Origin of the sequence: Streptomyces sp. SCSIO ZS0520, assembly GCF_025643355.1 — a bacterium.
Lineage (GTDB): Bacteria > Actinomycetota > Actinomycetes > Streptomycetales > Streptomycetaceae > Streptomyces > Streptomyces physcomitrii.
The window spans coordinates 618,959-643,780 of sequence record NZ_CP092644.1 but is presented as its reverse complement, the minus strand read 5'-3'; the positions used below and the strand labels follow the sequence as shown (position 1 = coordinate 643,780).

The following is a 24,822-nucleotide window of genomic DNA, read 5'->3' as shown; positions in this document are numbered from 1 at the left end:
GTCAGGGCCGGGGCACGTTGCGCAGATTGGCGCGGGCCATCTGGACCATGCGGCCGACGCCTCCGTCGAGGACCACCTTGGAGGCGGAGAGCGCGAAACCGGTGACCATGTCGGCGCTGATCTTCGGCGGGATGGAGAGGGCGTTGGGGTCGGTGACCACATCGACCAGGGCCGGGCCCGGGTGCGCGAGGGCCTCCTTGAGGGCCTTGGCGAGCTGCTTGGGCTTCTCCACCCTGACCCCGTGGGCGCCGCAGGCCCGGGCGACGGCCGCGAAGTCCGGGTTGCGGTTGGCCGTGCCGTACGAGGGCAGTCCGGCGACCAGCATCTCCAGTTCGACCATGCCGAGCGCGGAGTTGTTGAAGAGGACCACCTTCACCGGGAGTTCGTACTGGACGAGGGTGAGGAAGTCGCCCATGAGCATGGCGAATCCGCCGTCCCCGGACATCGAGACGACCTGCCGGGAGCGGTCGGTGAACTGGGCGCCGATGGCCTGGGGGAGCGCGTTGGCCATCGAGCCGTGCGAGAAGGAGCCGATGATCCGGCGGCGGCCGTTGGGCGTGAGATAGCGGGCGGCCCAGACATTGCACATGCCGGTGTCGACGGTGAACACCGCGTCCTCGGCGGCGAGTTCGTCCAGGACCGAGGCGACGTACTCGGGATGCAGGGGCACATGCTTGTCGACCTTGCGGGTGTAGGCCTTCACGACCCCTTCGAGGGCGTCCGCGTGCTTCTTGAGCATCCGGTCGAGGAAGCGGCGGTCCGTCTTCGGGGAGACCTTCGGGATCAGGCAGCGCAGCGTCTCGCCCGCGTCGCCCCAGACCGCGAGGTCCAGCTTGCACCGCCGTCCGAGGTGCTCCGGCCGCACATCGACCTGCGCGATCTTCACATCGTCCGGCAGAAAGGCGTTGTACGGGAAGTCGGTGCCGAGCAGGATCAGCAGATCGCACTCATGGGTGGCCTCGTAGGCGGCCCCGTACCCGAGCAGACCGCTCATCCCGACGTCGTAGGCGTTGTCGTACTGGATCCACTCCTTGCCGCGCAGGGCGTGGCCCACCGGGGACTTGATCTTCTCGGCGAGCTGCATCACCTCCGCGTGCGCCCCGGCCGTGCCGCTGCCGCAGAAGAGGGTCACCCGGTCCGCCTCGTCGATCAGGGCGGCGAGCCGGTCGATCTCGGCGTCGCCGGGGCGCACCGTGGGCCGCGAGGTGACCAGGGCGTGTTCCGAGGCGCGTTCGGGTGCGGGCCGGTCGGCGACGTCGCCGGGCAGCGTCACGACGCTGACCCCGCTCCGGCCGACCGCGTGCTGGATCGCGGTCTGCAGCAGCCGGGGCATCTGCTGCGGGCTGGAGATCATCTCGCTGTAGTGGCTGCACTCGGCGAAGAGCCGGTCGGGATGGGTCTCCTGGAAGTAGCTGAGCCCGATCTCGCTGGAGGGGATGTGCGAGGCGAGGGCGAGGACCGGGGCCATGGAGCGGTGGGCGTCGTACAGGCCGTTGATCAGGTGCAGATTGCCCGGCCCGCAGGATCCGGCGCAGGCGGCGAGGCTCCCGGTGATCTGGGCCTCGGCCCCGGCCGCGAAGGCGGCGGTCTCCTCGTGCCGTACGTGGATCCAGTCGATGGCCGGAGTGCGCCGCACCGCGTCGACCACCGGGTTGAGGCTGTCGCCCACCACCCCGTAGAGCCTGCGGACCCCCGCCCTGACCAGGATGTCCACGAACTGCTCGGCGATGTTCTGCTTGGCCATCCCGCCCGCACCTCCAGGTCGCCGCTCGGCCCCGCGGCGCCCGATGGACCGGCCGCCGCCCGTCCATCAATGCACACCTCGCCCCCTCACGCCTCCCACACCGCGGCGGCCGTCCGGTCGTCCGCGTAGCCCCTGACCCCCACCTGGGTGTCCGCCAGGAAATCGGCGAGCCCGGGCGGGTCCTGGCCCCGCCAGCGGTCGGCCAGGTGCGCGAGGAGGGCGGGCTCGCCCCGCAGGGGCGCGGCAAGGCCGGGCCCGCACAGCAGCAGGACATCACCCGGGCGGCCGACCGAGACCTGGAAGCGGAAGGGATCGCGGGCGCGCTCGCGGGCGGGCACATAGGGGCTCGGCGGTGCGGTCACGCCCAGGCGCAGGGTGTCGGGCCCGCTCCCGGTCCCCGGCCCGGCATCCGCCGTCTCCCCGGCGGTGCTCGGCTCGATGTCCTCCCACCGCCCCTCGCGCAGCCGCAGGAGCCCGCCGTCGCCCACCCCGAAGAAGACCCGGCTGCGGCAGCGCGGATCGGCGGGCAGCAGCAGGCAGCGCAGCACGGCGGTGTACCCCGCCGGGTCCGCGCCCTGCTGGTGGGCCCGGGCCCGCAGCTTGCCGAGGCTGCGGTCGGTCAGGCGCTGCAGCCCGGACTTGAGGTCGGCGCGGCGCCCGGCGCGGATGTCCTCGGCGAGCCGGGCGTGGCTGCGCCCGACGGCCTCGCCCAGCCAGGCGCAGGCCTCGGCCGCGGCCCGGTGGCCACCGGCCGCGCCGCGTGCCCCGGTGGCCGTCGCGAGGAGGACGAGGGCGTCCTCCCCCTCGCCGAAGCGGGCGGTGAGCAGGCTGTCCCGCCGCGGCTCGCCCAGGTGGCGCGCCGCGTCGCCGCGCACCGAGACGGCCCGCAGGGTGCAGGAGCCGTACCGCGCCCCGTCCAGGACGGTGTCCGCGACGAGTTCTTCCAACGCCTCCGGGTCGGCCGCCGGGAGCGCGGTCGGCTCGGCCTCGTAGCCGGGCGGGTCCTCGCCCACGTACCGCACGCGCGGCGGTGGCCCGGCGGCGGGGGCCGGGGCGTCCGCCGTTTCCTGAGGCGCGGCGGCCGGGCGGGAGGCGAAGGTGCGCGGCTGCGAGGGCTGGGCCGCGGGCGGCTCCCACGGGGCCCGGGGCCGGGGCGGTCGGCGGGCGGGCGCGGCTGCCGCCGGGGCGGAGGGGCCGGTCGCGGTGCGGGGCGGGCCGCCGGGGACGGACGGGGCGGCCGATGCCTCGCGCGGGTCGGCCGGCGGCGCGCCCGGTCCGGGCAGCAGGAGTTCCGTGTCGGGTTCCAGGAGCGCTTCGTCGGGGTCGGCGCGGGGCCCGGGCACGGGGGCCCGGGATCCGCTCTCCTCCTCCGGAGGGCGGTCCCAGGTGCTTCCGGCAGGGGGCTCGGCCGGTTCGTCGCCGGTGCCCGGGGCCGAGTCCGGTCCGGGCGTCCGGCCGGGGCGCAGTGTGCCCGCCGCCGAGGCGAAACGGTCGTCGAGCGTGTCCCCGGACGAGGCCTCGCCGGTGTCCTCGGCGCTCTCGTCGTACAAGTCGCGCCACCAGTCGTCGTGGCCCGCGTTCCCGTCCCCCTGCTTCATGCACCCATTCTCACCGCACGGCTCGCGTCTATCCGCCCATCGGCGAAATCGCCTTCCGTGAGGCCTCCCATGGGAGAGACACAAGACCGCCGGGCCGCTCCACCCCCCACGGCAGTGCTGCCCGGCGGTCGACTGCGCGCTCCGGCCCGGCACGGCCGGAGCGGGGCAGCACACCCGGAAAGCCGTCGGTGAGAACCGGAATCCGAGGGGACCGCTGCCCCGTGCATCCTTTCTAGTCTGCCGTTTCCGGCCAGCTCCAAACGAGCCGGTGACCGCATGGTGGACAGCGCGCGGCGGCACATCGGCTCCGTTGTCCCGCACCAGGGCGATTGACCTGCGAAAACATGACAGCAGGAAGGTTGTCCGGAACCTCGGGGGAGGTTTCCTGGAGTTTCTGTGCGGGAAGTGCGCTCGGTGGCCCCTCACCAGAGGTGAACTCCCGGGTAACTCCAGGAGTCGGAGGGGCTCAACAGGAGTGGCGGAGGGCGCGGGAGGGAAAAGCACTGCGTGTAGATGTTCGAGCAGGAAGGATCGGCAGCGGCATGCAGGCGGGGGTCATGACGAGGCAGATACGAGGGACCGGCTCGGCCGGACATCAGAGCGGCGGGGGTCAGGCGGTGCGCGCCACGGGCACGGCGCTGCGCACCGGCCGTACGGCACTCACCCGAAGAATCGGACGCGCGGAGCTGCGCGCCGTGCCCGCCGTGCGCCGGGAGGTCAGGGCGCTCGTCTCCGGCTGGGGGCGGCCCGCCGTCGCGGACACGGCAGAACTGCTCACCTGCGAGCTGGTCACCAACGCCCTGCTGCACACCGAGGGCGAGGCGGTGCTGACCGTACTCCTCGGGCCGGATCAACTCCGCGTGGAGGTACGGGACTTCGCGGGCCACCGACCGCGGCCGCGGGGCCCGCGCCCCGAGGGCGCGACGGGCGGCCGGGGCCTGCAACTGGTGGAGATGCTCGCCGGGGCCTGGGGCGTGGACCGCGCGGCCGGAGGCAAGACCGTCTGGTTCGAACTCGGCGAGGAGGGCTGAAGACACCCCCCCCGACCCGGCACCGGACACGACGACGCCGCGTCGGCGAGGGTGCCGACGCGGCGTGACGGGGGAGCGGTGGGCGCTCAGCCGAACTGCTGCTCAAGGTCCTTCAGCTTGCGCTCCAGCGAGTCGAGTCGCGGGAGGGTCATTGTGTCGTCCTCCGCGGTGAGGTCGACGACCGGCTTGCCGCCGCCGGAGACCGCGGCGAGCGAGGCCCGGGCACGGACCGGGAGTTCGGGGGCGGCGGCCGGTGCGGTGCTCTCCGGCGCGGTGGCGGCCACCGGCGGGAGCTCGACCTGGCGGCCTCCTTTGCCGAAGCCGCCCTTGCCGTAGCGGCCGAGGGCCTTGAGGCGGGCGCGCTGGAGCTTCTCCTGGTCCTTGCGCTGGACCCGCTCCTGGCCCTTGATCTTGCGGTCCTCGCGGACCTCGTCCACGGCCTCGTCCAGGGTGCGCACCCCTTCGAGGAGCATCAGCGACCAGGCGGCGTAGGTCTCGCGGGGCGCGCGCAGCCAGCGCACGATGCGGATCTGCGGGAGCGGGCGCGGCACCAGGCCCTTCTCGCGGAGGGCGGCGCGGCGGGTCTGCTTGAGGGCGCGGTCGAAGAGGACGGCGGCCGACAGGGACATCCCGGCGAAGAACTCCGGGGCGCCCGCGTGCTCCACGCCGCGCGGGGCGTGCACCCAGTTGAACCAGGCGGCGGCGCCCGCGAAGGTCCACACGAGGAGGCGGGAGCCGAGGGCCGCGTCACCGTGGCTGGCCTCGCGCACCGCGAGCACCGAGCAGAACATGGCGGCGCCGTCGAGCCCGAAGGGCACCAGGTACTCCCAGCCGCCGGACAGGTTCAGGTTCTGCCGCCCGAAGCCGACCAGGCCGTGGAAGGAGAGCGCGGCGGCCACCGCGGCACAGCAGAAGAGCAGGACGTACGAGGCGCTGCCGTACAGCACCTCCTTGCGGCGCCGACGCTCCTCGCTGCGCTGCCAGGAGTCCTCCGTGCCGGACTCCTTGGCGGGGCGCCTGCCCCGTACCAGCACGGTGGCGGCTGTGGCGATGCCGAGCAGGGCAGCCCCTGGCAGCACCCAGTACAGCGCCATGTCGTTCAGAGTCATTCGGGGGTCCCTCGCAGGCAGTAGGACGTTTCGGGCGTCATCGTGGCCCATCTGCTGCCGCCGCCGAGCGCTTTCGGCCAAGAACACGCCAAATGGGGTGGGAGCAACGGGGGGTGACTCGAACTCCCGCACGGAAAAGGGGAGTTGAGTTCGATCAAGACTACACGGCCGGGTGGCGCCGTGAGCACGCGCGCGGCGGCGTACCGTTTCGCCACCGCGGCCCCTCGCGGCCGGATTCCGCTTCCGCGCGGGCGGGGTGCTTTCCGGCCGTCCGGCGCTCAGACGGCGGTGGCGAGCCGGCGGGCGAGGCGGTCCGCGTCGCAGGTGCGCGGGCAGGTGTCGCAGGTGTCGCCGGGGCCCAGTGTGTAGGAGAAGCAGCAGGAGATCCGGTCCCTGGTCAGCAGGCGGGCCCCGTCGTGCCCGGGCAGCTCGCGGAAGCCCGCGGCGCCCGTGTAGGGCAGCGTCCCGCCGGGCAGCAGCCGGGACAGCTCGCGGGTGGCCCGGTCCTCCTCGCCGAGCGCGCGGCCCGCGGCCCACAGCCCCTCGGTGATGTCGTCGGTGGCCATGCCCCACAGGGCCCGGCCGCGCCGCCGCATCCGGGGTCCGAAGCGGTCGAGCAGCGGCCTCAGGTGCGCGGTGAGGGCGCCGAGGAGGGCCTCGCGCAGGGCCGCCTCGTCGGCGACCACCCGGGCGCCGGGCAGGGCGGCCGCCGGATCCGCGGGCAGGCAGCTGAAGGCGCCGGTGCGCACCGCGAGCCGTCCCTCCTCGCGGTGGAAGGTGACGTCCGCCACCGAGAGGTGCGGGACCCGGCGCCGCAGGAACCAGGGCAGGGTGAGCAGCAGGCAGCCGCTGTAGGCATAGCGGTGCAGGCCGAAACCGGCGATCACATCGGGGCGGCCCCGCTCGCCGTAGTCGCGCAGCACCTGCTCCTCGTCCCAGCGGAGGTAGGCGTCCAGGGCGGCGCCGCCCGCGGTGAGTTCGCCGATGCCGGTCCAGCCCTCGCCGCTCGGCGCCTTCTCCCCCTCGGCCAGTTCGGAGACGCGCAGCCAGGAGAAGGCCTCGTTCAGCCGGGCGTAGGAATCCGCGACTGCGGAGGGGCGGGCGGGGGGCACCGATGCGGCCATGAAGGTCCGTCCCAGACGTGATCGTTGACAGGTAAGGCTTACCTTACCCCGAGCTGAGGGGGTGTGACCTTCGGGTCCGCGCCGCCTATCGTGCTGCACGGCGAGAGCGGGATCCGCGGAGGAACGGCCGCCCGCCCGAGTTCGCGGAACGGTACGAAACGGACGCCGTCGCGCGAGGTCGCGCCGCCGAGCAGGGCCGAGCCGTCGAGGAGGACCGGATGGAGAAGGCGGCACGCGGTGCCCCCGGCCTGCCCGCACCCGGCGCCGCCCCGGCGCCGCCCGGCGTCCCCCCGGCGGGCACCGGCCAGGTCCCGGCCCAGCCGGGCCCCGAGGACGGCCGCACCCCGGCCGCCAGGACCGCCGCTCACGCCTTCCGGCCCCCGGCTCCCGGCCGCCCCGGCGGGGAGCCGCCGCGCCCGGTCGTCACCCGCTCCTCGGTGCGCGGACAGGTGCTCGCCGGACTCCGTATCGCGCTCGTGGAGGGTGAACTCCTCGCGGGCGAGGTGTACTCGGCGCCCGCCCTCGCGGAGCGCTTCGGGGTCTCGGCCACGCCGGTGCGCGAGGCCATGCAGCAGCTCGCCGCCGAGGGGGCGGTCGAGGTGATGCCCAACCGCGGATTCCGGGTACTGCGGCGCAGCCCCCGGGAGTTGACCGAACTCGCCGAGGTGCGCGCCCTGATCGAGGTGCCGGTCATGCTGGACCTCGCGCGGACGGTTCCCCCCGAGGGCTGGAGCGCGCTGCGCCCCAAGGCGGAGGCGACCGTACGGGCCGCCGCCCAGGGGGACTTCGCGGGCTACGCCGAGTGCGACCGCGCCTTCCACCGCGCCGTGCTCGCGCTCTCCGGCAACCAGCAACTGGTGCAGGTGGCCGAGGACTTGCACCGGCGCTCCCAGTGGCCCCTCGCGGGCGGCTCCACGCCGCGCGGCCGCGCCGACCTGCTCGCGGACGCCGCCGAGCACACCGCGCTCCTCGACGCCCTGATGGCCCGCGACCTGTCCGTGGTGCAGTCGCTGGTGCGCGAGCACTTCGCGGGCTCGCGGGACTGAACCCGCCTTCCCGGGGCGCCCGTTGCCCCGCCCCGCCTACGCGTGAGTAGAACTCGCCGGTAGCCCTGACGTGCACCTCTGTGACCGGCGCGAATTCCGTACCGCGCAGGGTCTTGCGGGAGCTCCCGGCGAGGAGTACGAATACCCGGACCTGAGCGTTGTTCATGTTGCCGGTGCGGTCAGCGCCGCTCACCGGTACGAGGGGGGAGCCCTGTGTCCCCGGCCGCCCGCCGCACGTGTCGGCAGGCGGCCGATTCTACGGCAACTCCCTTGTTTCCACGTGAAGTTGATGTGCCGTCACCCCCCCCACGTCCGACAGGAGAGACACATGGACCCACAGGCAGGGCAGGGGCGCAGCAGGCGTACGGTCCTCAAGGCCGGGGCGGTCGCCGGGATCGGGGCCGCCGCCGGCGGGTATGCCGCCGCGCAGCCGGCGAGCGCGGCGCCCCGGGCCGCGGCGGCGGAGGAGGGCTATCTGATCGGCCGGGGCGTCGCGGACGCCACCGGGGAGGTGGCCGAGGTCGGGATGATGGGCTACGGCCGCGCCGACCAGCAGGCCGAGGGGCTGCACACCCGGCTGCGCGCCCGCTCCTTCGTGGTGGTGGACCGGTCCACCGGCAAGCGGGTCCTGCTCTGCGTGGTCGACTCGCCGATGATCTTCGAGAGCGTGCACCAGGCCGTACTGCGCGGGCTGCGCGAGCGCTTCGGCGAGCTGTACACCCAGCAGAACGTGATGCTCTCCGGCACCCACACCCACGCGGGCCCCGGCGGCTACTCGCACCACTTCCTCTACAACGCCACCACCTTCGGCTTCCACCAGAAGACCTTCACGGCGGTCACCGACGGCATCCTGGAGTCCGCCGAGCGCGCCCACGCCGATCTCGCCCCCGGTGAACTCTTCCTCAGCCACGCGGAGTTGAAGGGCGTCAGCGCCAACAGGTCGCGGGTGGCCTTCGACCTCAACAAGGACGACATCAAGGCCCACTTCCCGGACGCGGTCGACACGCACTCCTCGCTGCTGCGCCTCGCCCGCGAGGGCCGCACCGTCGGCGCCGTCAACTGGTTCCCGGTGCACGGCACCAGCATGTCCGGCGACAACCGCCTCATCAGCGCCGACAACAAGGGCTACGCCGCCTACCACTGGGAGCGCGAGGTGGAGGAGGTCGACTACCTCGCCGACGCCGACCCCTCCTTCGTGGCCGCCTTCGCCCAGACCAACAGCGGCGACATGTCGCCCAACACCGATCTCCGACCGCCCACCACACCCGAGGACTTCGCGCACACCCGGCAGAGCGGACTGCGCCAGTACGAGGCCGCCGCGGGCCAGTTGGCGCAGGGCCGCAGGCTCAGCGGCGCGGTCGACGCCCGGCTGGTCTATATCAACCTCTCCGACGTCGAGGTGGCCCCGGAGTTCACCGGCGACGGCCGCGCCCACCGGACCTCGCTGCCCTGTATCGGCGCCTCGATGGCCGCCGGGAGCCTGGAGGACGGCCCCGCCTTCCCCGGCTTCGAGGAGGGCGAGAACCCCTTCTGGGACGCGGTCTCCGACTCCCTGATCTACACCGCCTCGCCCGAGCTGAAGCAGGCGCAGGCGCCCAAGGACATCTTCGTACCGGTGGGCGAGGTCAACAAGATCTACCCCTGGGTGCAGGAGCAGGTCCCGGTCCAGCTGGTGCGCATCGGCGGCCTCTACCTGATCGGCATCCCCGGCGAGGTCACCATCGGCGCCGGGTACCGGCTGCGCACCGCCGTCGCCGCGATCGTCGGCGCCGACCTCGACGACGTCCTGGTCGCCGGGTACACCAACTCCTACTTCCACTACGTCACCACGCCCGAGGAGTACGACTCCCAGCAGTACGAGGGCGGCAGCACCCTCTTCGGGCGCTGGCAGCTGGCCGCGCTGACCCAGACCGCCGCCCAGCTCGCCACCGCCCTGCACGAGGGGAAGGAGCTGCCGCCGGGCCCCGGTTCACCCGACCTCTCGGGCAAGCAGCTGGTGCTCCAGCCGGGCGTGGTCCTGGACGCGCCGCCGCTGCTCAAGCACTTCGGCGACGTGCACGTCCAGCCGCGCGAGAACTACACCGCGGGCGAGCAGGTGGAGGTGGTCTTCGCCGGTGCGCATCCGGGCAACGACCTGCACCGCGGCGGGAGTTACCTGGAGGTGCAGCGACTGGAGGGCGGCGACTGGCGCACCGTCGCCGACGACGGGGACTGGTCCACCAAGTTCCGCTGGCAGCGGGACGGGGTCGCCGCCTCGAAGATCACGGTCACCTGGGACATCCCGGAGGGCACCCCCGCGGGCCGCTACCGGGTGCGCTACCACGGCGAGGCGAAGCCGCTGGCCGGGACGATCGAGTCCTTCACCGGGACCTCGGCCCTCTTCCAGGTGCGCTGAGCCGCCCGCCCCTGACCCGGGGCCGCGCCGCCCCCGCGGCCCCGCCCGCTCCGGTACCGTCCCGGCCCCCCGTACGGGACGGTACCGGAGCACTTCGCTGCCCGCGGGCACCCGGAGGCCGCCCGGTGGGCGCTCAGGCGGGCCTTCAGGCGGCGGGCTGCGCCAGTTCCCCGGCGAGCCACACCGGCACCCCGCCGAGCAGCCGCAGCAGCCGCCCGGCCTCGGCGCGCAGCCTGCTGGCCTCCGGCTCCGGCTCGACCCCGGCGAGGGCGGCGAGGGCCGGCGCCGCGCCGATCAGGTAGCCGAGCTCCTCGCGTATCCGCAGGGACTCCGCGAAGCCGTGCCGGGCCTCCGCCAACTCGCCCTCGTGCAGGGCGATTCCGGCGAGGTGGCGCCAGGTGAAGGAGAGCAGCAGCGCGTCGCCGCGGGCACCGGCGGCCGCGTGGGCGCGGCGGTAGGCGGCGCGCGCGGACTGCCGGGAGTCGGCGAGGTTCTCGGCGACCAGGCCCCGGCGGAAGTCGAGCAGCGCCCGGCCGGGGGAGCCGGGGGCGAGCAGCGCCGCGGCCCTGCCGAGCGCGGCGCGCGCCTCGTCGGCGCGGTCGCGCACCCCCATCAGCGTGGCCGCGTAGGCGAGATGGCCGCGCTCGCAGGCGGCAGCGCCGCGCTCCTCGTCGCTGCGCGCGGCGGCCTCGGCGAAGCGGAGCGCGTCCTCGGCCTCGCCCCAGCCCTGCCGGGTGTACAGGCAGCGCTCGACGAGCAGCGCGGCGCGGTGCAGGGCGGCGTCCGCCCGCCGGGCCGCCGAGGGTTCGAGCAGGGCCGCGGCGTCCGTCCAGCAGGCGCGGGAACGCAGCCGCCATACCGCGGTCTGGAGTGGATCGTCGCTTGCGGTCGTTCCCTCGCCAGACACGGCGGTGTCCGCCACGTTGCCCTCCCGAACGCGTGCCTCGTCATTGAGTCGTGGCGGCATCTCAGCACGGAAGAGCGGCCGGGGCCAAGAGGCTGGGTGAAAGAATTCACAAAGTATGCGGCCGGGTCCGGTGGACGGCGGGAATCAACTCATGCGCAGCGCGAGGAAGAAGTCCAGCTTGTCCTCCAGGCGGGACAGGTCCCGGCCGGTCAACTGCTCGATCCGGCCCACCCGGTAGCGCAGCGTGTTGACGTGCAGATGCAGCCGGGCCGCACACCGCGTCCAGGAGCCGTCGCAGTCCAGGAAGGCCTCCAGGGTGGGGATCAGCTCCGCGCGGTGGCGGCGGTCGTAGCTCCGCAGCGGGTCGAGCAGCCGGGCGGTGAAGGCGCGCCGCACGTCGTCGGGGACGAAAGGCAGCAGCAGGACGTGCGAGGCCAGCTCCTGGTGCCCGGCGGCGGTGACCCGGCCCGGGCGGGCGGCGGCCACCCGGCGGGCGTGCCGCGCCTCCTCCAGGGCGCCGCGCAGCCCCTCCGCGGAGTGCACGGCGGCGCTCACGCCCATCGTCAGGCGCCCGTCCTCGGCGAGCCCGGCCGCCAGCGGTTCGCGGACCGCGGCGAGCAGCGGCTCCGCCTGGAGGGCCGCGTCCGCGTCCTCGCCGCCGCGGCCGGGCAGCGGGACCAGGGCGACGGCCTCGCCACCGGTGTGCGCCACCGCGATCCGGTCGGCCCGCTCCGCCGTCGCCGAGGGCGCGTCCAGCAGCATCTCCTCCAGGAGCGCCTGCGCGGCGGCCCCGTGCGCGCCCTCCTCGCCCGCGCCCTGCTCCCCGGCCGCCTGCCAGTCGATACGGGCCACCACCACCTGCCAGTGCGGCGCCGCCCCGACCCCCGGCAGCAGCACGGGCGCGGCGACCCGCAGCCGGGCGGCCGTCTCGGCGGGCGGGGCGCCGGACTGGACCAGTTCGAGGACCTCCTGCGCGAGGCGGCGGCGCACCGTGCGGGCGGCGTCCCTGCGGTCGCGCTCCACGGCGATCAGCTGGGTGACCCCGTGCAGCAGGTCCAGGCGCTCGGCGGGCCAGTCCGCGGTCTCCGCCTCCACCGCGAGCAGCCAGTCGGAGAGCACGCTCTCGCGTATGTCCCGCCCCGCCGCGTCGCTGCCGCGCACCGGGAAGAGCGCGTAGGCGGTGCCGTCCACGGTGACCCGGTGCGGCGGCCGGGACCCGGCGCGGGTGGCCGCCAGGTGCGCGGTGGCCAGCCGGGCGCAGGTGCCGGCGTCCAGGGCGGGCCCGCCGGGTCCTGAGCCCGCGAGCAGCCGGCCCGCGGGGGAGAGCACCCAGGCCCGCAGGTCCAGGTCGGAGCCGAGCAGGTCGAGGACGACCTGGGGGCCGCCGCCCGCGGGGCCCGGGCTCATCAGGCGCCGGTGCCGGTCCACCACGGCGGCCAGGTCCCCGGCCCGCTCGCCGGAGACCTGCCGTACGACGTGCTCGGTGACGGTCGCGAAGGCCACCGACTCGTGCACCGCGAAGAGCGGCAGCCCGTGCCGGGCGCAGGCCTGCACCAGGTCCTCGGGGATGTCGCCGAGTTCGGCCTCGCCGACGGCGAGGGCGGCCACCTTCGCGGCGGTGAGGATGCGCACGAAGGGCTCGGAGTCGGCGGGCGTCCGCCACCAGGCGAGGCCGGTGAGGACCAGCTCGCCGCCGGAGAGGTAGCGGCTGGGGTCGCGCAGGTCGGTCGTCATGACCCCGCGGACCGTGCGCTCCAGCTCGGCGCCGCCGCCGAGCAGCCGCAGTCCGAGCGCGTCGGTGTCGAGCAGAGTGCGCAGCCGCATGCAGGTGCCGCCGATCCGTGTCGAGGTCTCGCCGGCAGGAGGGGGAGCCCGCGTGCCGGTGCCGCGGGCGGGGCCGACGCGTCGTTCATACGAATCTACAAGATGCCGCCGCTGGCCAGCCAACTCCTTCGGGGCTTCGGTGACTGACCCCGGCGGAGTACACCGCGGTGTACTGGAGGGACCTCGTGTGCACACATCCGAGGGACCGGGCAGCGGTCCGCCGCCCGCGGCGGACACCCCAGGAAGCGAGCGGCTGATGGAGTTCCTGCGTCCCACGAGCTGGTCCGAGGCGCTGGCCGCCAAGGCCGCGCACCCCGAGGCGGTCCCCCTCGCGGGCGGCACCGATGTGATGGTCCAGCTCAACTTCGACCACCTGCGGCCCGCGCACCTGCTCGACCTCGGCCGGGTCGCCGAGCTGGGCACCCACGAGCGGGACGGGGCGCAGGTGCGGATCGGCGCCTCGGTGCCGTACACCACCCTGATCGAAGAGCTGCGGGACGAGCTGCCCGCGCTCGCCCTCGCCGCGCACACCGTCGCCTCCCCGCAGATCCGCAACCGCGGCAGCGTCGGCGGCAACCTCGGCACCGCCTCGCCCGCCGGTGACGCGCACCCGGCGCTGCTCGCGGCGGGCGCCGAGGTGGAGGCGGAGTCGGTGCGCGGCCGCCGCCGCATCCCGATCGACGACTTCTACACCGGGGTCAAGCGCAACGCCCTCGCCCCCGACGAACTCATCCGCGCGGTACGCGTCGACCGGGCCAGCGGGCCGCAGCAGTTCGCCAAGGTCGGCACCCGCAACGCCATGGTGATCGCGGTCTGCGCCTTCTCGCTCGCCCTGCACCCCGACCGCAGGACCGTCCGCACCGGCATCGGCTCGGCGGCGCCCACCCCGGTGCGGGCCGAGGCCGCCGAGGACTTCCTGACCGCCGTCCTGGACGAGCACCGCTGCTGGGAGACCGGACGGCCGCCGCCCCCGTCCGCGGCGGCCCGCTTCGCGCAGCTGTGCGCCGAGGCCTGCCGCCCCATCGACGACGTACGCGGCACCGCCGACTACCGCCGCCACGCCATCGCGGTCCTCGCCCGCCGCACCCTGCACTGGACCTGGACGTCCTACGGCGAGCGCGCCCGCAGCACCGAGGGAGCAGCCTGATGCGAGTGAACCTTGTGGTCAACGGACGCCGCCAGGAGGCGGACGACGTCTGGGAGGGCGAGAGCCTGCTCTTCCTGCTGCGCGAGCGGCTCGGCCTGCCCGGCGCCAAGAACGCCTGCGAACAGGGGGAGTGCGGCTCCTGCACGGTCCGCCTGGACGGCATCCCGGTCTGCGCCTGCCTGGTCGCCGCGGGCCAGGCCGAGGGCCGCGAGGTGCTCACCGTCGAGGGCCTCGCCGCCCGGCACGCGGGCACCCCCGGCGCGCCCACCGGTGCCGAGGAGGCCGCCCGCTGGCGGGCCCGCCCGGCGGACTCGGCGGCCCCGCTCGCCCCCGTGCAGCAGGCCTTCCTGGACGCCGGGGCCGTGCAGTGCGGCTTCTGCACCCCCGGGCTCCTGGTCGCCGCCGACGAACTCCTGGAGCGCGAGCCGAGCCCCAGCGACGCCGACATCCGCGAGGCGCTCTCCGGCAACCTCTGCCGCTGCACCGGCTACGAGAAGATCCTGGACGCGGTGCGCCTGGCGGCCGCCCGGCAGAGCGAGGCGGGCTGAACCATGGCGACCCGGGCGACGAAGACCACCGACACCACCTGGCTGCGGCCCACCGGCACCCCCGGCGGCATCGGCGAATCCGCGCCGCGCCCCGACGGCACCCTGAAGGTCACCGGGGAGTTCGCCTACTCCTCCGACATGTGGCACGAGGACATGCTCTGGGGCCGCCTGCTGCGCGCCCCGCTCGCGCACGCCGAGATCGTCTCCCTGGACACCACCGAGGCGCTCGCCCTGTCCGGGGTGCACGCCGTGCTCACCTACGAGGACCTGCCCGCCCCGGTCCGCCACTACGGACTGGAGATCCAGGACACCCCGGTGCTCGCCCGCGACCGGGTCCGCCACCACGGCGAGCCGGTGGCCCTGGTCGCCGCCGACCACCCGGAGATCGCCCGCCGCGCGGCCGCCCTGATCCGGGTGGAGTACCGCGAACTCCCCGTCGTCACCGACGAGTCGAGCGCCACCGCCCCCGGCGCCCCGGTCCTGCACCCCGACCGGGAGGACCCGCACGCCCCCCACGTACCGCACCCGAACATCCTGCACCGGCAGCCCGTGCTGCGCGGCGACGCGGAGGCGGCGGCCGCCCGCGCCGATGTGATCGTGCGCGGCGACTACGAGTTCGGGATGCAGGACCAGGCCTTCCTCGGCCCCGAGTCGGGGCTCGCGGTGCCGGACGAGGACGGCGGCGTCGACCTGTACGTCGCCACCCAGTGGCTCCACTCCGACCTGCGGCAGATCGCGCCGGTGCTCGGACTGCCCGAGGAGCGGGTGCGGATGACGCTCGCCGGGGTCGGCGGCGCCTTCGGCGGGCGCGAGGACCTGTCCATGCAGATCCACGCCTGCCTGCTCGCGCTGCGCACCGGGCGCCCGGTGAAGATGGTCTACGACCGCTTCGAGTCCTTCTTCGGCCATGTGCACCGCCACCCGGCCCGGCTGCACTACGAGCACGGCGCCACCCGCGACGGCCGCCTCACCCACGTCCGCTGCCGGATCGTCCTGGACGGCGGCGCCTACGCCTCCACCTCGGCGGCCGTGGTCGGCAACGCCGCCTCCCTCGCGCTCGGCCCGTACGCCGTCGAGGACGTCGCCCTCGAAGCGCTCGCGCTCTACACCAACAACCCGCCCTGCGGGGCGATGCGCGGCTTCGGCGCGGTGCAGGCCTGCTTCGCCTACGAGGCGCAGATGGACAAGGTGGCCGCCGAACTCGGCCTGGACCCGGTGGAGTTCCGCCGGATCAACGCCATGGAGCAGGGCACCGTCATGCCCACGGGGCAGCGGGTGGACTCGCCCGCCCCGGTCGCCGAACTCCTGCGCCGGGTCAAGGCGCGCCCGCTGCCGCCCGCCGAGCCCTGGCGGTCCGAGGGCGCGGACGGCCCCGACATCCGGCTGCTGCCCGGCGGCCTGTCCAACACCACCCACGGCGAGGGCGTGGTGCGCGGGGTGGGCTACGCGGTCGGCATCAAGAACGTCGGCTTCTCCGAGGGCTTCGACGACTACTCCACCGCCCGGGTCCGCCTGGAGGTGCTCGGCGGCGAACCGGTGGCCACCGTGCACACCGCGATGGCCGAGGTCGGCCAGGGCGGCGTCACCGTGCACACCCAGATCGCCCGCACCGAACTCGGCGTCCAGCGGGTGTCCCTGCGCCCCGCCGACACCGCCATCGGCTCCGCCGGGTCCACCTCGGCCTCCCGCCAGACCTACGTCACCGGGGGAGCGGTCCGCGAGGCCTGCGTCCAGGTCCGCGCGGAGGTCCTCGCCCGCGGGCGGCGGCGCTTCGGCGACCGGCACCCCGCCTGGTCCGCGCCCGGCCTCGCCCTGGACGGCGGCAAGGTGGTCACCGCCGAGGGCGAGGTGCTCGCCGCGGTGGCGGACATCCTCGGCGCGGAGGCCGTGGAGCAGGAGGTGGAGTGGCGCCACCGGCCCACCCGCCCCTTCGACCGGCACTCGGGCCAGGGCGACGGCCATGTGCAGTACTCCTTCGCCGCGCACCGGGCGGTCGTCGACGTGGACACCGAACTCGGCCTGGTACGGGTGGTGGAGCTGGCCTGCGCCCAGGACGTCGGCAAGGCGATGAACCCGCAGGCCGTGGTCGGGCAGATCCAGGGCGGCACCGTGCAGGGCCTCGGCATGGCGCTGATGGAGGAGATCCTCGTCGACCCGGCCACCGCCCGGGTGCGCAACCCCTCCTTCACCGACTACCTGATCCCCACCATCCTCGACACCCCCGAGCTGCCCGTCGACGTCCTCGAACTCGCCGATCCGCACGCCCCCTACGGGCTGCGCGGCGCGGGCGAGGCACCCACCCTCTCGGCCACCCCCGCCGTGCTCGCCGCGGTACGCGCCGCCACCGGTCTCGCCCTCACCCGGACACCGGTGCGTCCCGAGCACCTCACCGGCTCCGGCTGACCCAGACTCGGGTACCCGGCCCTCGTACCGACGGGAGAAGCAGATGCTCGACATCGCCGCGGACCTTGCCCGCTGGACCGCCGAGAAGCGCGAGTTCGCGGTGGCCACGGTGGTCGCGGTGCGCGGCAGCGCCCCGCGCGGCCCGGGTGCCGCGCTCGCCGTCGACGCGGCGGGCACCGCGCTCGGCTCGGTCTCCGGCGGCTGCGTCGAGGCGAGCGTCTACGAACTGTGCCGCGAGGTCCTCGACACCGGGGTGCCGGTCCTGACGACCTTCGGCTACGCGGCCGAGGACGCCTTCGCCGCGGGGCTGAGCTGCGGCGGCGAACTCGACGTCTTCGTGGCGCCGCCGCCCGCCGACCCCGCGCAGCGCGAGGTGTTCGCCGCCGCCTACGAGGCCGGGGCCGCCGGGACCAGCGCGGCGCTCGCCCAGGTCACCTCGGGGCCGCCCGAACTCCTCGGCCGGGCCCTGCTGCTGCGCCCCGGCGGCGAGGTGCTCGGGAGCCTCGGCGGCGGGGAGGCGTTCGCGCGCGGCGCCCTCGCCGAGACCCGCGCCCTGCTCGACGCGGGCCGCACCGCCACCGTCCTCACCGGCGCCGAGGGGGAGCGCTGCGGGGAGCCGGTGACGCTCTTCGTGGAGTCCTCCACGCCGCCGCCCCGGCTCCTTGTCTTCGGCGCCATCGACTTCGCGGCGGCGCTGGTACGGGCCGGGAAGTTCCTCGGCATGCGGGTCACCGTCTGCGACGCGCGGCCGGTCTTCGCCACGCCCGCCCGCTTCCCGGAGGCGGACGAGGTCGTCGTCGAGTGGCCCGACTCCTATCTCGCCCGCACGACCACGGACGCGCGCACCGCGGTCTGCGTGCTCAGCCACGACGCCAAGTTCGACGTCCCGCTGCTCGCCCTCGCCCTGCGCAGGCCGCTCGCCTACGTCGGCGCCATGGGCTCGCGCCGCACCCACCTCGACCGGCTCGGCCGGCTGCGCGAGGCGGGGCTGAGCGAGGCCGAACTCGCCCCGCTGCGCTCGCCGATCGGGCTCGACCTGGGGGCGCGCACCCCGGAGGAGACCGCGCTCTCCATCGTCGCGGAGATCGTGGCGGCCCGGCACGGCGGCAGCGGCCGGCCGCTCACCGGGGCGCACACGCCGATCCACCGCGAGGTGCCCGGCGCGGGCAGCGTCCTCACCGGCTGAGCACGGTTCTCCCCCGACTCCTTGCCGCCGGGCAATAGTTGCGCGATAAACCGGGAGTACGCGTGTGCGGGGCGCGGCGAGAAAGCGTGGATTCTGTGTCCATATTTCGAGGCCGGGAACCGGACCCCGTTTTCCCCGTCCTACTCGGGAACGTTTCTGCACGCCGTGCCGGGTGATCCGGGCCGTTTTCGACGGAGAGAAAAGGAGAAAGGCGGACACCGCGCCGGAGTATGTGTGATGGCACACACCCGCAGGATGAAAGGGGCAAACGCCTTGAAAATAAACGCATTTCGAATGGCCGACACAGAGGCCGCCCACGCGTAATGAACGTGTTACGCCGATGTGGGTGTGGTGTCACAGTGGCGAGTGAGGCTAACGTTGCTGCCCGTCACCACCGGGTGTGGTGACCGAGACACCACAACCAGACGGTCCTCCCCCCACAATCCGAACAGGATGGGACCACTCAGATGCAGAATCCACTGGAGCGCGCACGCGCCCTCCGGGGGCCTGTCGTTTCACGCCTCGGTGAGTTGAGGCGTGCGGTGAAGCGCCGGTCCCCGCACCTCGTGCACGCGGGCCCACGACCCGGCGGGCCGGGCACTGTCGCCCAGACCCCGCCGCGGACCGCGGCCTGCGCGCATCCGACCGCGGCAGCACCCCGCAAGGCCTGCTGCCGCGACCGCTCGGCCGCGCGCGCCGCGCAACTGCGGCTCTCCGGCGGCCCGGTGCTCCGTGCCGTCCGCGGGTTCCTCGCCCGCGCCGCGGCCCCGGGCAGCGCAGCCCCCCACCACTGCCCCTCCTGCCGCACCCCGAGGGACGGGCGAAGAAGCAGACCCCGTACCACGCGCTGAGGCACCCAGCCGGGCGCCCGGGCCACCGACCCCGACCCACTCGGTGAGCCCGCCCCGTCGCCGCTGTCGACGACGGCCCCGCCGCACCCCCCGACCCCGGATGCGGCCCGCTCGCCCGGCCCTCGCGCACCTCGACGGACCCCGCAAACCCGGCCGAAGCCCGGCAGCGCCGGAGCATCCGGTGCCTCCCGCCCGCGGGAGCACGCCCGGTACCCCCACAGCCGAGCGGCCCCGCACTCTGTTCCTCCCGGCAACCCCCACATGCCGGTGAGCGCGGTGAAGGAGAGCGCACTCTCCGGGCCTGACGGACTTCGGCGACCGACGTACGGAAGGAATCCAGGTGCTCACTTCGCACCAGTCCGGTCCCCAGACGGCCGCTCCCGCCGCACCCCCGGCACCCCGCCCCCGGCGGGACGGCGGCTCCCAGGCGGGCAGCGTGCTCGCCGTCGGCTTCCCCGGCCCGCGCATGGAGCGCGTGGTCCAGGGCCTCGTCTCCACCGGGCACGAGGTCCGCCAGGCCGTACCGGGCCAGATAGGACCGCAGTTGCAGCAGGCCCCGCCCGACGCCATCGTGGCGCTCGGCGCGCGGCAGCAGGGCATCGAGGTCGTACGGGAGGTGCGCGCCGCCCCCGCGGGACGCGCCCTGCCGCTGCTCGTGCTCAGCAAGGACCCGGCGCCCTCCGAGGTCGTCGACGTCCTCCAGCACGGCGCCGACGACTGCCTGCCCGAGTCCGCCGACCCCTTCGAACTCGCGGCCCGTATCGAGGCCAAGCGGCACCGGGTGCCGGTGCCCGTGGAGAGCCTGCTGCTCGACCCGCGCACCGGCCTCTACTCGCGCTCGCACTTCCTGGACGAGCTGAGCAAGGAGCTGGGCAGGCCCGCCTCCGGCCGCAAGGGCGGCATCGTGGCCGTGGTCGCCGTCGCCGAGATGGCCGCCCTGGAGTCGCGGCTCGGCCCGCGCGTGCGGCGCGAGGTCGCCGAACGCCTCGCCGGGGTCGCCGAGAAGATCGGCAGCGCCTGGGACCGCTTCGGCTGGGACGAGTCGGGCCATCTGCTGATCCTGATGCCCGGCGTCGACGAGGAGAGCGCGCGCCGCGGCCTCCAGCAGTTCGCCAGCGCCGCCGCCGGCACCCGCTTCGTGGTGGCCGACGAGAACGTCCGCCTGACGCCCGCCATCGGCTGGCAGCCGCTGACCGCCGCCCCCGAGGACCCCGAACTCGCCGTGGAGCAGGCGCTCGACGCCACCGCGGAGGCGCTCAGCCACCGCGATCTGCGGCCCGTGATGTACGTCCCCTCGATGCGCGGGCCCCGGCACCGCAGGCACTCCGGGATACGCGGCGTGCGCGCCCTGCTGAACGCGCTCTCCCCGCTGGTCGTCCTCCTGGTCGGGGTCGGCCTGCCCTTCCTCGTCTACACCCAGACCTACCGGCTCGGCTTCGACCTCGGCTCCGCCATGTACTGGGTGGTGGTCGCCGGTCTCATCGTCTCCGCGCTGCTGATCATCGTGGAGTGCCTGTTCTCGCTGGACGCGCCGCCGCGGCCCAGCAAGCCGGGCCAGCCCTATCCGCCCGCCAGCGCCGTGATAGCCGCGTACCTCCCGAACGAGGCCGCGACCATCGTCGACACCGTCGAGTCCTTCCTGGCCCTGGACTACCCCAACCACCTGGAGGTGGTCCTCGCCTACAACACCCCGCACCCGCTGCCGGTCGAGGACACCCTGCGCGAGATGGCCCGCCGCGACCCGCGGCTCGTCCTGATGGAGGTGCAGGGCAGCACCTCCAAGGCGCAGAACGTCAACGCGGCCGTCACCCGGGTGCGCGGTGAGTTCGTCGGCATCTTCGACGCGGACCACCACCCGGCACCGGACTCCTTCCGGCGCGCCTGGCACTGGCTCTCCAACGGCTACGAGGTGGTCCAGGGCCACTGCGTGATCCGCAACGGCGACAGCTCCTGGGTGGCCCAGATGGTGGCCGTCGAGTTCGAGGCCATCTACGCGGTCAGCCACCCCGGCCGCACCCGCCTGTACGACTTCGGCGTCTTCGGCGGCTCCAACGGCTTCTGGCGCACCGACGCCCTGGCCCGCACCCGGATGCACGGCTCGATGCTCACCGAGGACATCGACTCCACCATGCGCGCCCTCAAGGAGGGCACCCGCTTCACCGTGGACCGCACCCTGGTCTCGCGCGAACTGGCGCCCACCAACCTCACATCGCTGTGGAACCAGCGCTCCCGCTGGGCCCAGGGCTGGCTCCAGGTCTCCCTCAAGCACCTGTGGCAGGCGCTGCGTTCCCCGGTCTTCACCCGGCGGCAGAAGCTCGGCCTGCTCGTCCTGCTCGGCTGGCGCGAACTGCAGCCCTGGCTGACCCTCCAGATGCTGCCGGTGCTCGGCTACGCCGTCTGGAAGGAGGGCGGCCCCGCCGACCTGGACTGGGCGGTGCCCATCTGCCTGCTCGCCATGATGTTCACGCTCTCCGCGGGCGTCATCCAGGCGGCCTTCGCCTGGCGGCTCGCGATACCCGAACTCAAGCGCCGCCGCCGGTGGTTCTGGACCTACATGCTGCTGACCACGGTCTTCTACACCCACTTCAAGAACATCCTGGCCCGGCACGCGGCCCTGAAGGAGGCGCTCGGCGAGCGGCAGTGGCGGGTCACCCCGCGCGCGGCCGCCGCGAAGGCGGGTGAGCGGGCGTGACGACCGCCACCAGCACGGCCACCGGCGCGGCACCGCCCCGGGCCAAGGCGGACTCCGGTCCGAAGGCCCCCGGCCCGCGCGGCAAGGCCGACGAGATCCAGGGCTTCCGCGGCATCGCGGCCCTCAGCACCGTGGTCTTCCACGTCTGGCAGCTCTACTACCGCTACGACGCGAGCGGTTCCCACCCGCCGATCGAGAACAAGTACATCGGCTCGCTGATCTCCCTGGAGGTCATCGACTTCTTCTTCGTGACCTCCGGCTACCTGCTGACCATCGCCTACGCGCGGGCGGCGATCGACGGCGGCTCCACCCGCCCCGCGGGGGACTTCCTCTTCCGCCGCGTGATCAGGATCGTGCCGCTGTACTTCCTCGCGGTCCTCTTCGTCTGGTCGACCCGCAACTCCAGCCTGCCCGGCAACTGGCTCGACCTGCTCGAACACCTCACGTTCACGCATGTCTTCGACCGGGAGCAGATCTTCTTCACCCTGGGCCCGGCCTGGTCCCTGTCGCTGGAGGTCGTGTTCTACCTGTTCCTGGTCATCGCCGGGCCGCTCGCGGTACGCGCCTGCAAGCACCTGCGCGCCCGCGCCACCCGGATCGCCTTCTGCCTGGGCGCCTGCGTGCTGCTCTTCGCGGCACCGGTGGCCTGGATCTCGTACGCGCACTGGGTCCTGGAGATCCCGCACACCGACTGGCCGGTCTACTTCGGTCCGCAGGCCCGGTTCGGCGGCTTCGCCGCGGGCATGGCGCTCGCCGTGATCATGGTGGCGCTCGGCAACCGGGGGCTGCTGCGCGGCCGTACCTCGATCCTGCTGTCGGTGCTCGCGCTCGGCGGGGCGTACTGGCTGTCCTTCGTCTCCAAGCCGGAGAACCTGACCTTCACCTTCTACCACCCGCTCACCAGCCTGATGTGGACCGTGCTGATGTACAGCGTCGTGCACACGGCCGCCACCATCCGCTGGCACGCCCTGCTGCGGGTGCGCTTCCTCGGCTACGCGGGCCTGGTCAGCTACAGCCTCTTCATGTGGCACGAGCCCGTGATGCTGTGGATGAACGACTCGGGCCTGCTGCCCGGCTCGCAGAACCTCTACCCGCTCGGCGCCCTGATCGTCGTCGTCTGCGCCTTCGCCGCGGCCGTCGTCAGCTACTGGGTCATCGAGTACCCGTGCAGCATGCTCGCCAAGCTGCGCGACAAGTCCGGCGGCAAGCGCGACTTCTACCCGGAACTCGTGCGGTAGCACTGCCGGTTGCCCCTGGCGAGGGGGCGCCAAGGCGCCCGTGAGGGCGCGCGGCCCGGCCGATGGTCCGCGTACCTGCTGGTACGCGGACCATCGGCGTATGCGGCGGGGATAGCCGGCCCGAGGCGGGGTAGCCGGTGGGGACCGTCGAGTTGTCAGGAGAGAACGTGTCGTCATCGCTTGCCGAAACCGTGGACATCGAGGCACCTGTCGAGGTCAGCTGGGCACTGTGGAGTGACGTCACCCAGTGGCCGAAGTTCCTCAGCCACGTCCGCCTGGTGGAACCCCTGGACGCCCGGCGCTTCGCCTGGCAGCTCTCGCTGCCGGGCGCGGACAAGAACTTCGTCGCGGAGCTGACCGAGGTCCTGCCGCACGAGCGCATCGCCTGGCGGACGACCGAAGGCGTCCACCACGCCGGGGTGGTCACCTTCCTGCGGCTGAGCGACACCGCCACCCGCATCAGCCTGCAGATCGACTACGACCCGCACGGCTTCGTGGAGCACCTGGGCGCGCTGACCCATCTCGACTCGGTCCTCGCCCACCACGACCTCAGCGAGTTCCGCAACCTCGCCGAGACGGCCGCCGCCCGGCCCTGAACGCACCACCGATGCCGAGGAGTTGCTGTGACCACATTCGTCATCACCGTGCCCGGTACGTTCCTCAAAGAGCTGACCGGCCCCGCGCGCGCCGAACTGCTCAGGGGCCTGCGCCCGAGGGACCCGCAGCGCACCGAGCTGGGCGCCGAGGAGGACCTGGACATCCTGACGGTGCGCGAGGGCGGCACCTTCAGCCTGCGCCTGGAGGTCGAGGCGGAGAACGCGCACGCCGCCGAGACCGCGGCCAAGGAACTCGCCGCCCGCGCCCTCGCGGACATCGGCTTCACCGAGGAGGAGGCCCCCCTCGGGCCGACCGCGGTCACCGGCATCGACAACGACGCCTGAGCCCGCGGGACCGTCGGTCCACAGCGGATCGGGGCCGCCACCCTTCGCGGGTGGCGGCCCCGATCCGTTCCCGCCGGGTGCTCAGACCTTGCGCCACCTGGCGCTGAGGAAGGAGAAGACGCCGAAGGCCCCGAGGCCCACCGCGATCAGGGCGAGCAGCCAGGGCCCGGCCGGCATCTCCACGAAGGACCGCAGGGTGTCGTCCATGCCCTTGGCCTGCCCCGCCTTGTGCTCGACGGCCGCCCGCACCGCGAAGCCGCCGGCGCTCGCGAAGAGCAGACCGCGCGCGACACCGCCGACCACCCCGGTGATGTCCACGGCCCGCCGGACGGGACGGGACATCTCCGAGAGCTTCAGATGCTTGTGGAACTTGCGCAGGGCCGCGCGCACGGCGATGGTCAGCCCGGCCCCGATCACCGCCGCACCGGCGAGGCCGACGATCCACTGCCCGCCCGTCCACTCCAGGGCCCGCGCGGTCACGTCCTGCGACTGGTCGTCGCTCTCCCCGCTGCCGCTGTCCTTGCTGCCGACCGCGTAGGACAGCACCGAGTAGCAGACGAAGGCGTAGAACAGGCCCCGCGCGGCGGCCAGCGCCCGGCCGCGTGCCTTGTGCTCGGTGCCGGTGGTGGCGAAGGCCGCCTCCGAGAAGCGCCACAGGGCCATGCCGCCGAGGGCGATGCCCAGCGTCCACAGCAGGACGCTGCCGAAGGGCTGGCCGGAGAGTTCCTTCAGGGCGCCGCCCCGGTCGGCCTGCTTGCCCCCGCCGTCGGCGAAGGCGATGCGCAGGGACAGCACCGCGATCAGGAGGTAGAGGGCGCCGCGGGCGGCGAAGCCCGCCCGGGCGCCGGTCCTGACCGCGGTGCTGTCCGCCGCTCTCCGCGCTTCGGAACGGGCACGTCTGCTGGATGCTCTCGCCGTCTTCATCTCTCCCGGATGCCCCCGATTCCGGCCCGGACACGCGGCCCGGTCTCACCCTCCCGGCCGCACCCCCCGGGTGCGCCGGTGGCGCCTGCCACCGGGCGGCCGCCGCCCGCGCGC

The 24,822-nt window shown here is 74.1% G+C and carries 18 protein-coding genes; 11 read left to right on the top strand and 7 right to left on the bottom strand.

The genetic code is table 11. The features are described from left to right. Nucleotide 1: 1 nt before the first annotated feature. Together MID12_RS02405 and MID12_RS02400 are read right to left on the bottom strand one after the other, a co-directional pair. Nucleotides 2-1,744, bottom strand: a complete 1,743-nt coding sequence (locus MID12_RS02405; protein WP_263164566.1) for a pyruvate dehydrogenase — start codon at nt 1,742-1,744, stop codon at nt 2-4. An 86-nt stretch (nt 1,745-1,830) separates the two neighbouring features. Then, nucleotides 1,831-3,342: a protein phosphatase 2C domain-containing protein gene (locus MID12_RS02400; protein WP_263164565.1), complete on the bottom strand. Its 1,512-nt coding sequence runs from the start codon at nt 3,340-3,342 to the stop codon at nt 1,831-1,833. A 542-nt stretch (nt 3,343-3,884) separates the two neighbouring features. On the opposite strand from MID12_RS02400, the gene MID12_RS02395 reads away from it, so the two are divergent. Continuing rightward, entirely contained in the window at nt 3,885-4,373 is a 489-nt protein-coding gene (locus tag MID12_RS02395) for an ATP-binding protein (RefSeq protein ID WP_263164564.1), read from the top strand. A gap of 86 nt (nt 4,374-4,459) precedes the next feature. Here MID12_RS02395 and MID12_RS02390 read toward each other — a convergent pair whose 3' ends face one another. Together MID12_RS02390 and MID12_RS02385 are read right to left on the bottom strand one after the other, a co-directional pair. Next, complete coding sequence (locus MID12_RS02390) at nt 4,460-5,482, bottom strand: DUF2637 domain-containing protein (RefSeq protein WP_263164562.1); 1,023 nt, start codon at nt 5,480-5,482, stop codon at nt 4,460-4,462. A 278-nt stretch (nt 5,483-5,760) separates the two neighbouring features. Next, the gene (locus MID12_RS02385; RefSeq protein WP_263164561.1) at nt 5,761-6,606 is read right to left on the bottom strand and encodes a (2Fe-2S)-binding protein; all 846 of its coding nucleotides are present in this window, start codon (nt 6,604-6,606) and stop codon (nt 5,761-5,763) included. 218 nt (nt 6,607-6,824) lie between these two features. On the opposite strand from MID12_RS02385, the gene MID12_RS02380 reads away from it, so the two are divergent. Together MID12_RS02380 and MID12_RS02375 are read left to right on the top strand one after the other, a co-directional pair. After that, nucleotides 6,825-7,652, top strand: a complete 828-nt coding sequence (locus tag MID12_RS02380; protein ID WP_263164559.1) for a GntR family transcriptional regulator — start codon at nt 6,825-6,827, stop codon at nt 7,650-7,652. 328 nt (nt 7,653-7,980) lie between these two features. Further along, nucleotides 7,981-10,047: a neutral/alkaline ceramidase gene (locus tag MID12_RS02375; RefSeq protein WP_263164558.1), complete on the top strand. Its 2,067-nt coding sequence runs from the start codon at nt 7,981-7,983 to the stop codon at nt 10,045-10,047. A 145-nt stretch (nt 10,048-10,192) separates the two neighbouring features. On the opposite strand, the gene MID12_RS02370 is transcribed toward MID12_RS02375, so the two are convergent. Both MID12_RS02370 and MID12_RS02365 read right to left on the bottom strand, forming a co-directional pair. Beyond that, nucleotides 10,193-10,969: a hypothetical protein gene (locus tag MID12_RS02370; RefSeq protein WP_040246412.1), complete on the bottom strand. Its 777-nt coding sequence runs from the start codon at nt 10,967-10,969 to the stop codon at nt 10,193-10,195. A 129-nt stretch (nt 10,970-11,098) separates the two neighbouring features. Then, nucleotides 11,099-12,778 carry a PucR family transcriptional regulator gene (locus tag MID12_RS02365; RefSeq protein WP_263164557.1) on the bottom strand — a complete coding sequence of 560 codons (1,680 nt, stop codon included), beginning with the start codon at nt 12,776-12,778 and terminating at the stop codon, nt 11,099-11,101. A gap of 256 nt (nt 12,779-13,034) precedes the next feature. Here MID12_RS02365 and MID12_RS02360 point away from each other — a divergent pair, with 256 nt between their 5' ends. From MID12_RS02360 to MID12_RS02325, 8 genes are all read left to right on the top strand, one after another. After that, complete coding sequence (locus MID12_RS02360; protein WP_263172808.1) at nt 13,035-13,925, top strand: FAD binding domain-containing protein; 891 nt, start codon at nt 13,035-13,037, stop codon at nt 13,923-13,925. After that, nucleotides 13,925-14,473, top strand: a complete 549-nt coding sequence (locus MID12_RS02355; RefSeq protein ID WP_040246409.1) for a (2Fe-2S)-binding protein — start codon at nt 13,925-13,927, stop codon at nt 14,471-14,473. Before MID12_RS02360 ends, MID12_RS02355 begins: the two co-directional genes overlap by 1 nt. Before the next feature lie 3 nt (nt 14,474-14,476). Next, nucleotides 14,477-16,876, top strand: coding sequence for a xanthine dehydrogenase subunit D (pucD, locus tag MID12_RS02350; protein WP_263164556.1), 2,400 nt, complete (start codon nt 14,477-14,479; stop codon nt 16,874-16,876). A gap of 43 nt (nt 16,877-16,919) precedes the next feature. Then, nucleotides 16,920-18,062, top strand: coding sequence for an XdhC family protein (locus tag MID12_RS02345; protein WP_263164555.1), 1,143 nt, complete (start codon nt 16,920-16,922; stop codon nt 18,060-18,062). 1,191 nt (nt 18,063-19,253) lie between these two features. Next, on the top strand, nt 19,254-21,605 hold the full coding sequence (locus MID12_RS02340) for a glycosyltransferase (protein WP_263164554.1): 2,352 nt from the start codon (nt 19,254-19,256) through the stop codon (nt 21,603-21,605). Further along, nucleotides 21,602-22,843 (top strand): acyltransferase family protein, encoded by a 1,242-nt coding sequence (locus MID12_RS02335; RefSeq protein ID WP_040246404.1) that lies wholly within the window; start codon nt 21,602-21,604, stop codon nt 22,841-22,843. The genes MID12_RS02340 and MID12_RS02335 overlap by 4 nt, the downstream gene beginning before the upstream one ends. A gap of 167 nt (nt 22,844-23,010) precedes the next feature. Continuing rightward, nucleotides 23,011-23,439 (top strand): SRPBCC family protein, encoded by a 429-nt coding sequence (locus tag MID12_RS02330; RefSeq protein WP_040246402.1) that lies wholly within the window; start codon nt 23,011-23,013, stop codon nt 23,437-23,439. Between the two features lie 27 nt (nt 23,440-23,466). After that, nucleotides 23,467-23,784 carry a hypothetical protein gene (locus MID12_RS02325; RefSeq protein ID WP_040246401.1) on the top strand — a complete coding sequence of 106 codons (318 nt, stop codon included), beginning with the start codon at nt 23,467-23,469 and terminating at the stop codon, nt 23,782-23,784. An 81-nt stretch (nt 23,785-23,865) separates the two neighbouring features. Here MID12_RS02325 and MID12_RS02320 read toward each other — a convergent pair whose 3' ends face one another. Then, nucleotides 23,866-24,708: a DUF1206 domain-containing protein gene (locus MID12_RS02320; protein ID WP_263164553.1), complete on the bottom strand. Its 843-nt coding sequence runs from the start codon at nt 24,706-24,708 to the stop codon at nt 23,866-23,868. Between the last annotated feature and the right edge of the window lie 114 nt (nt 24,709-24,822).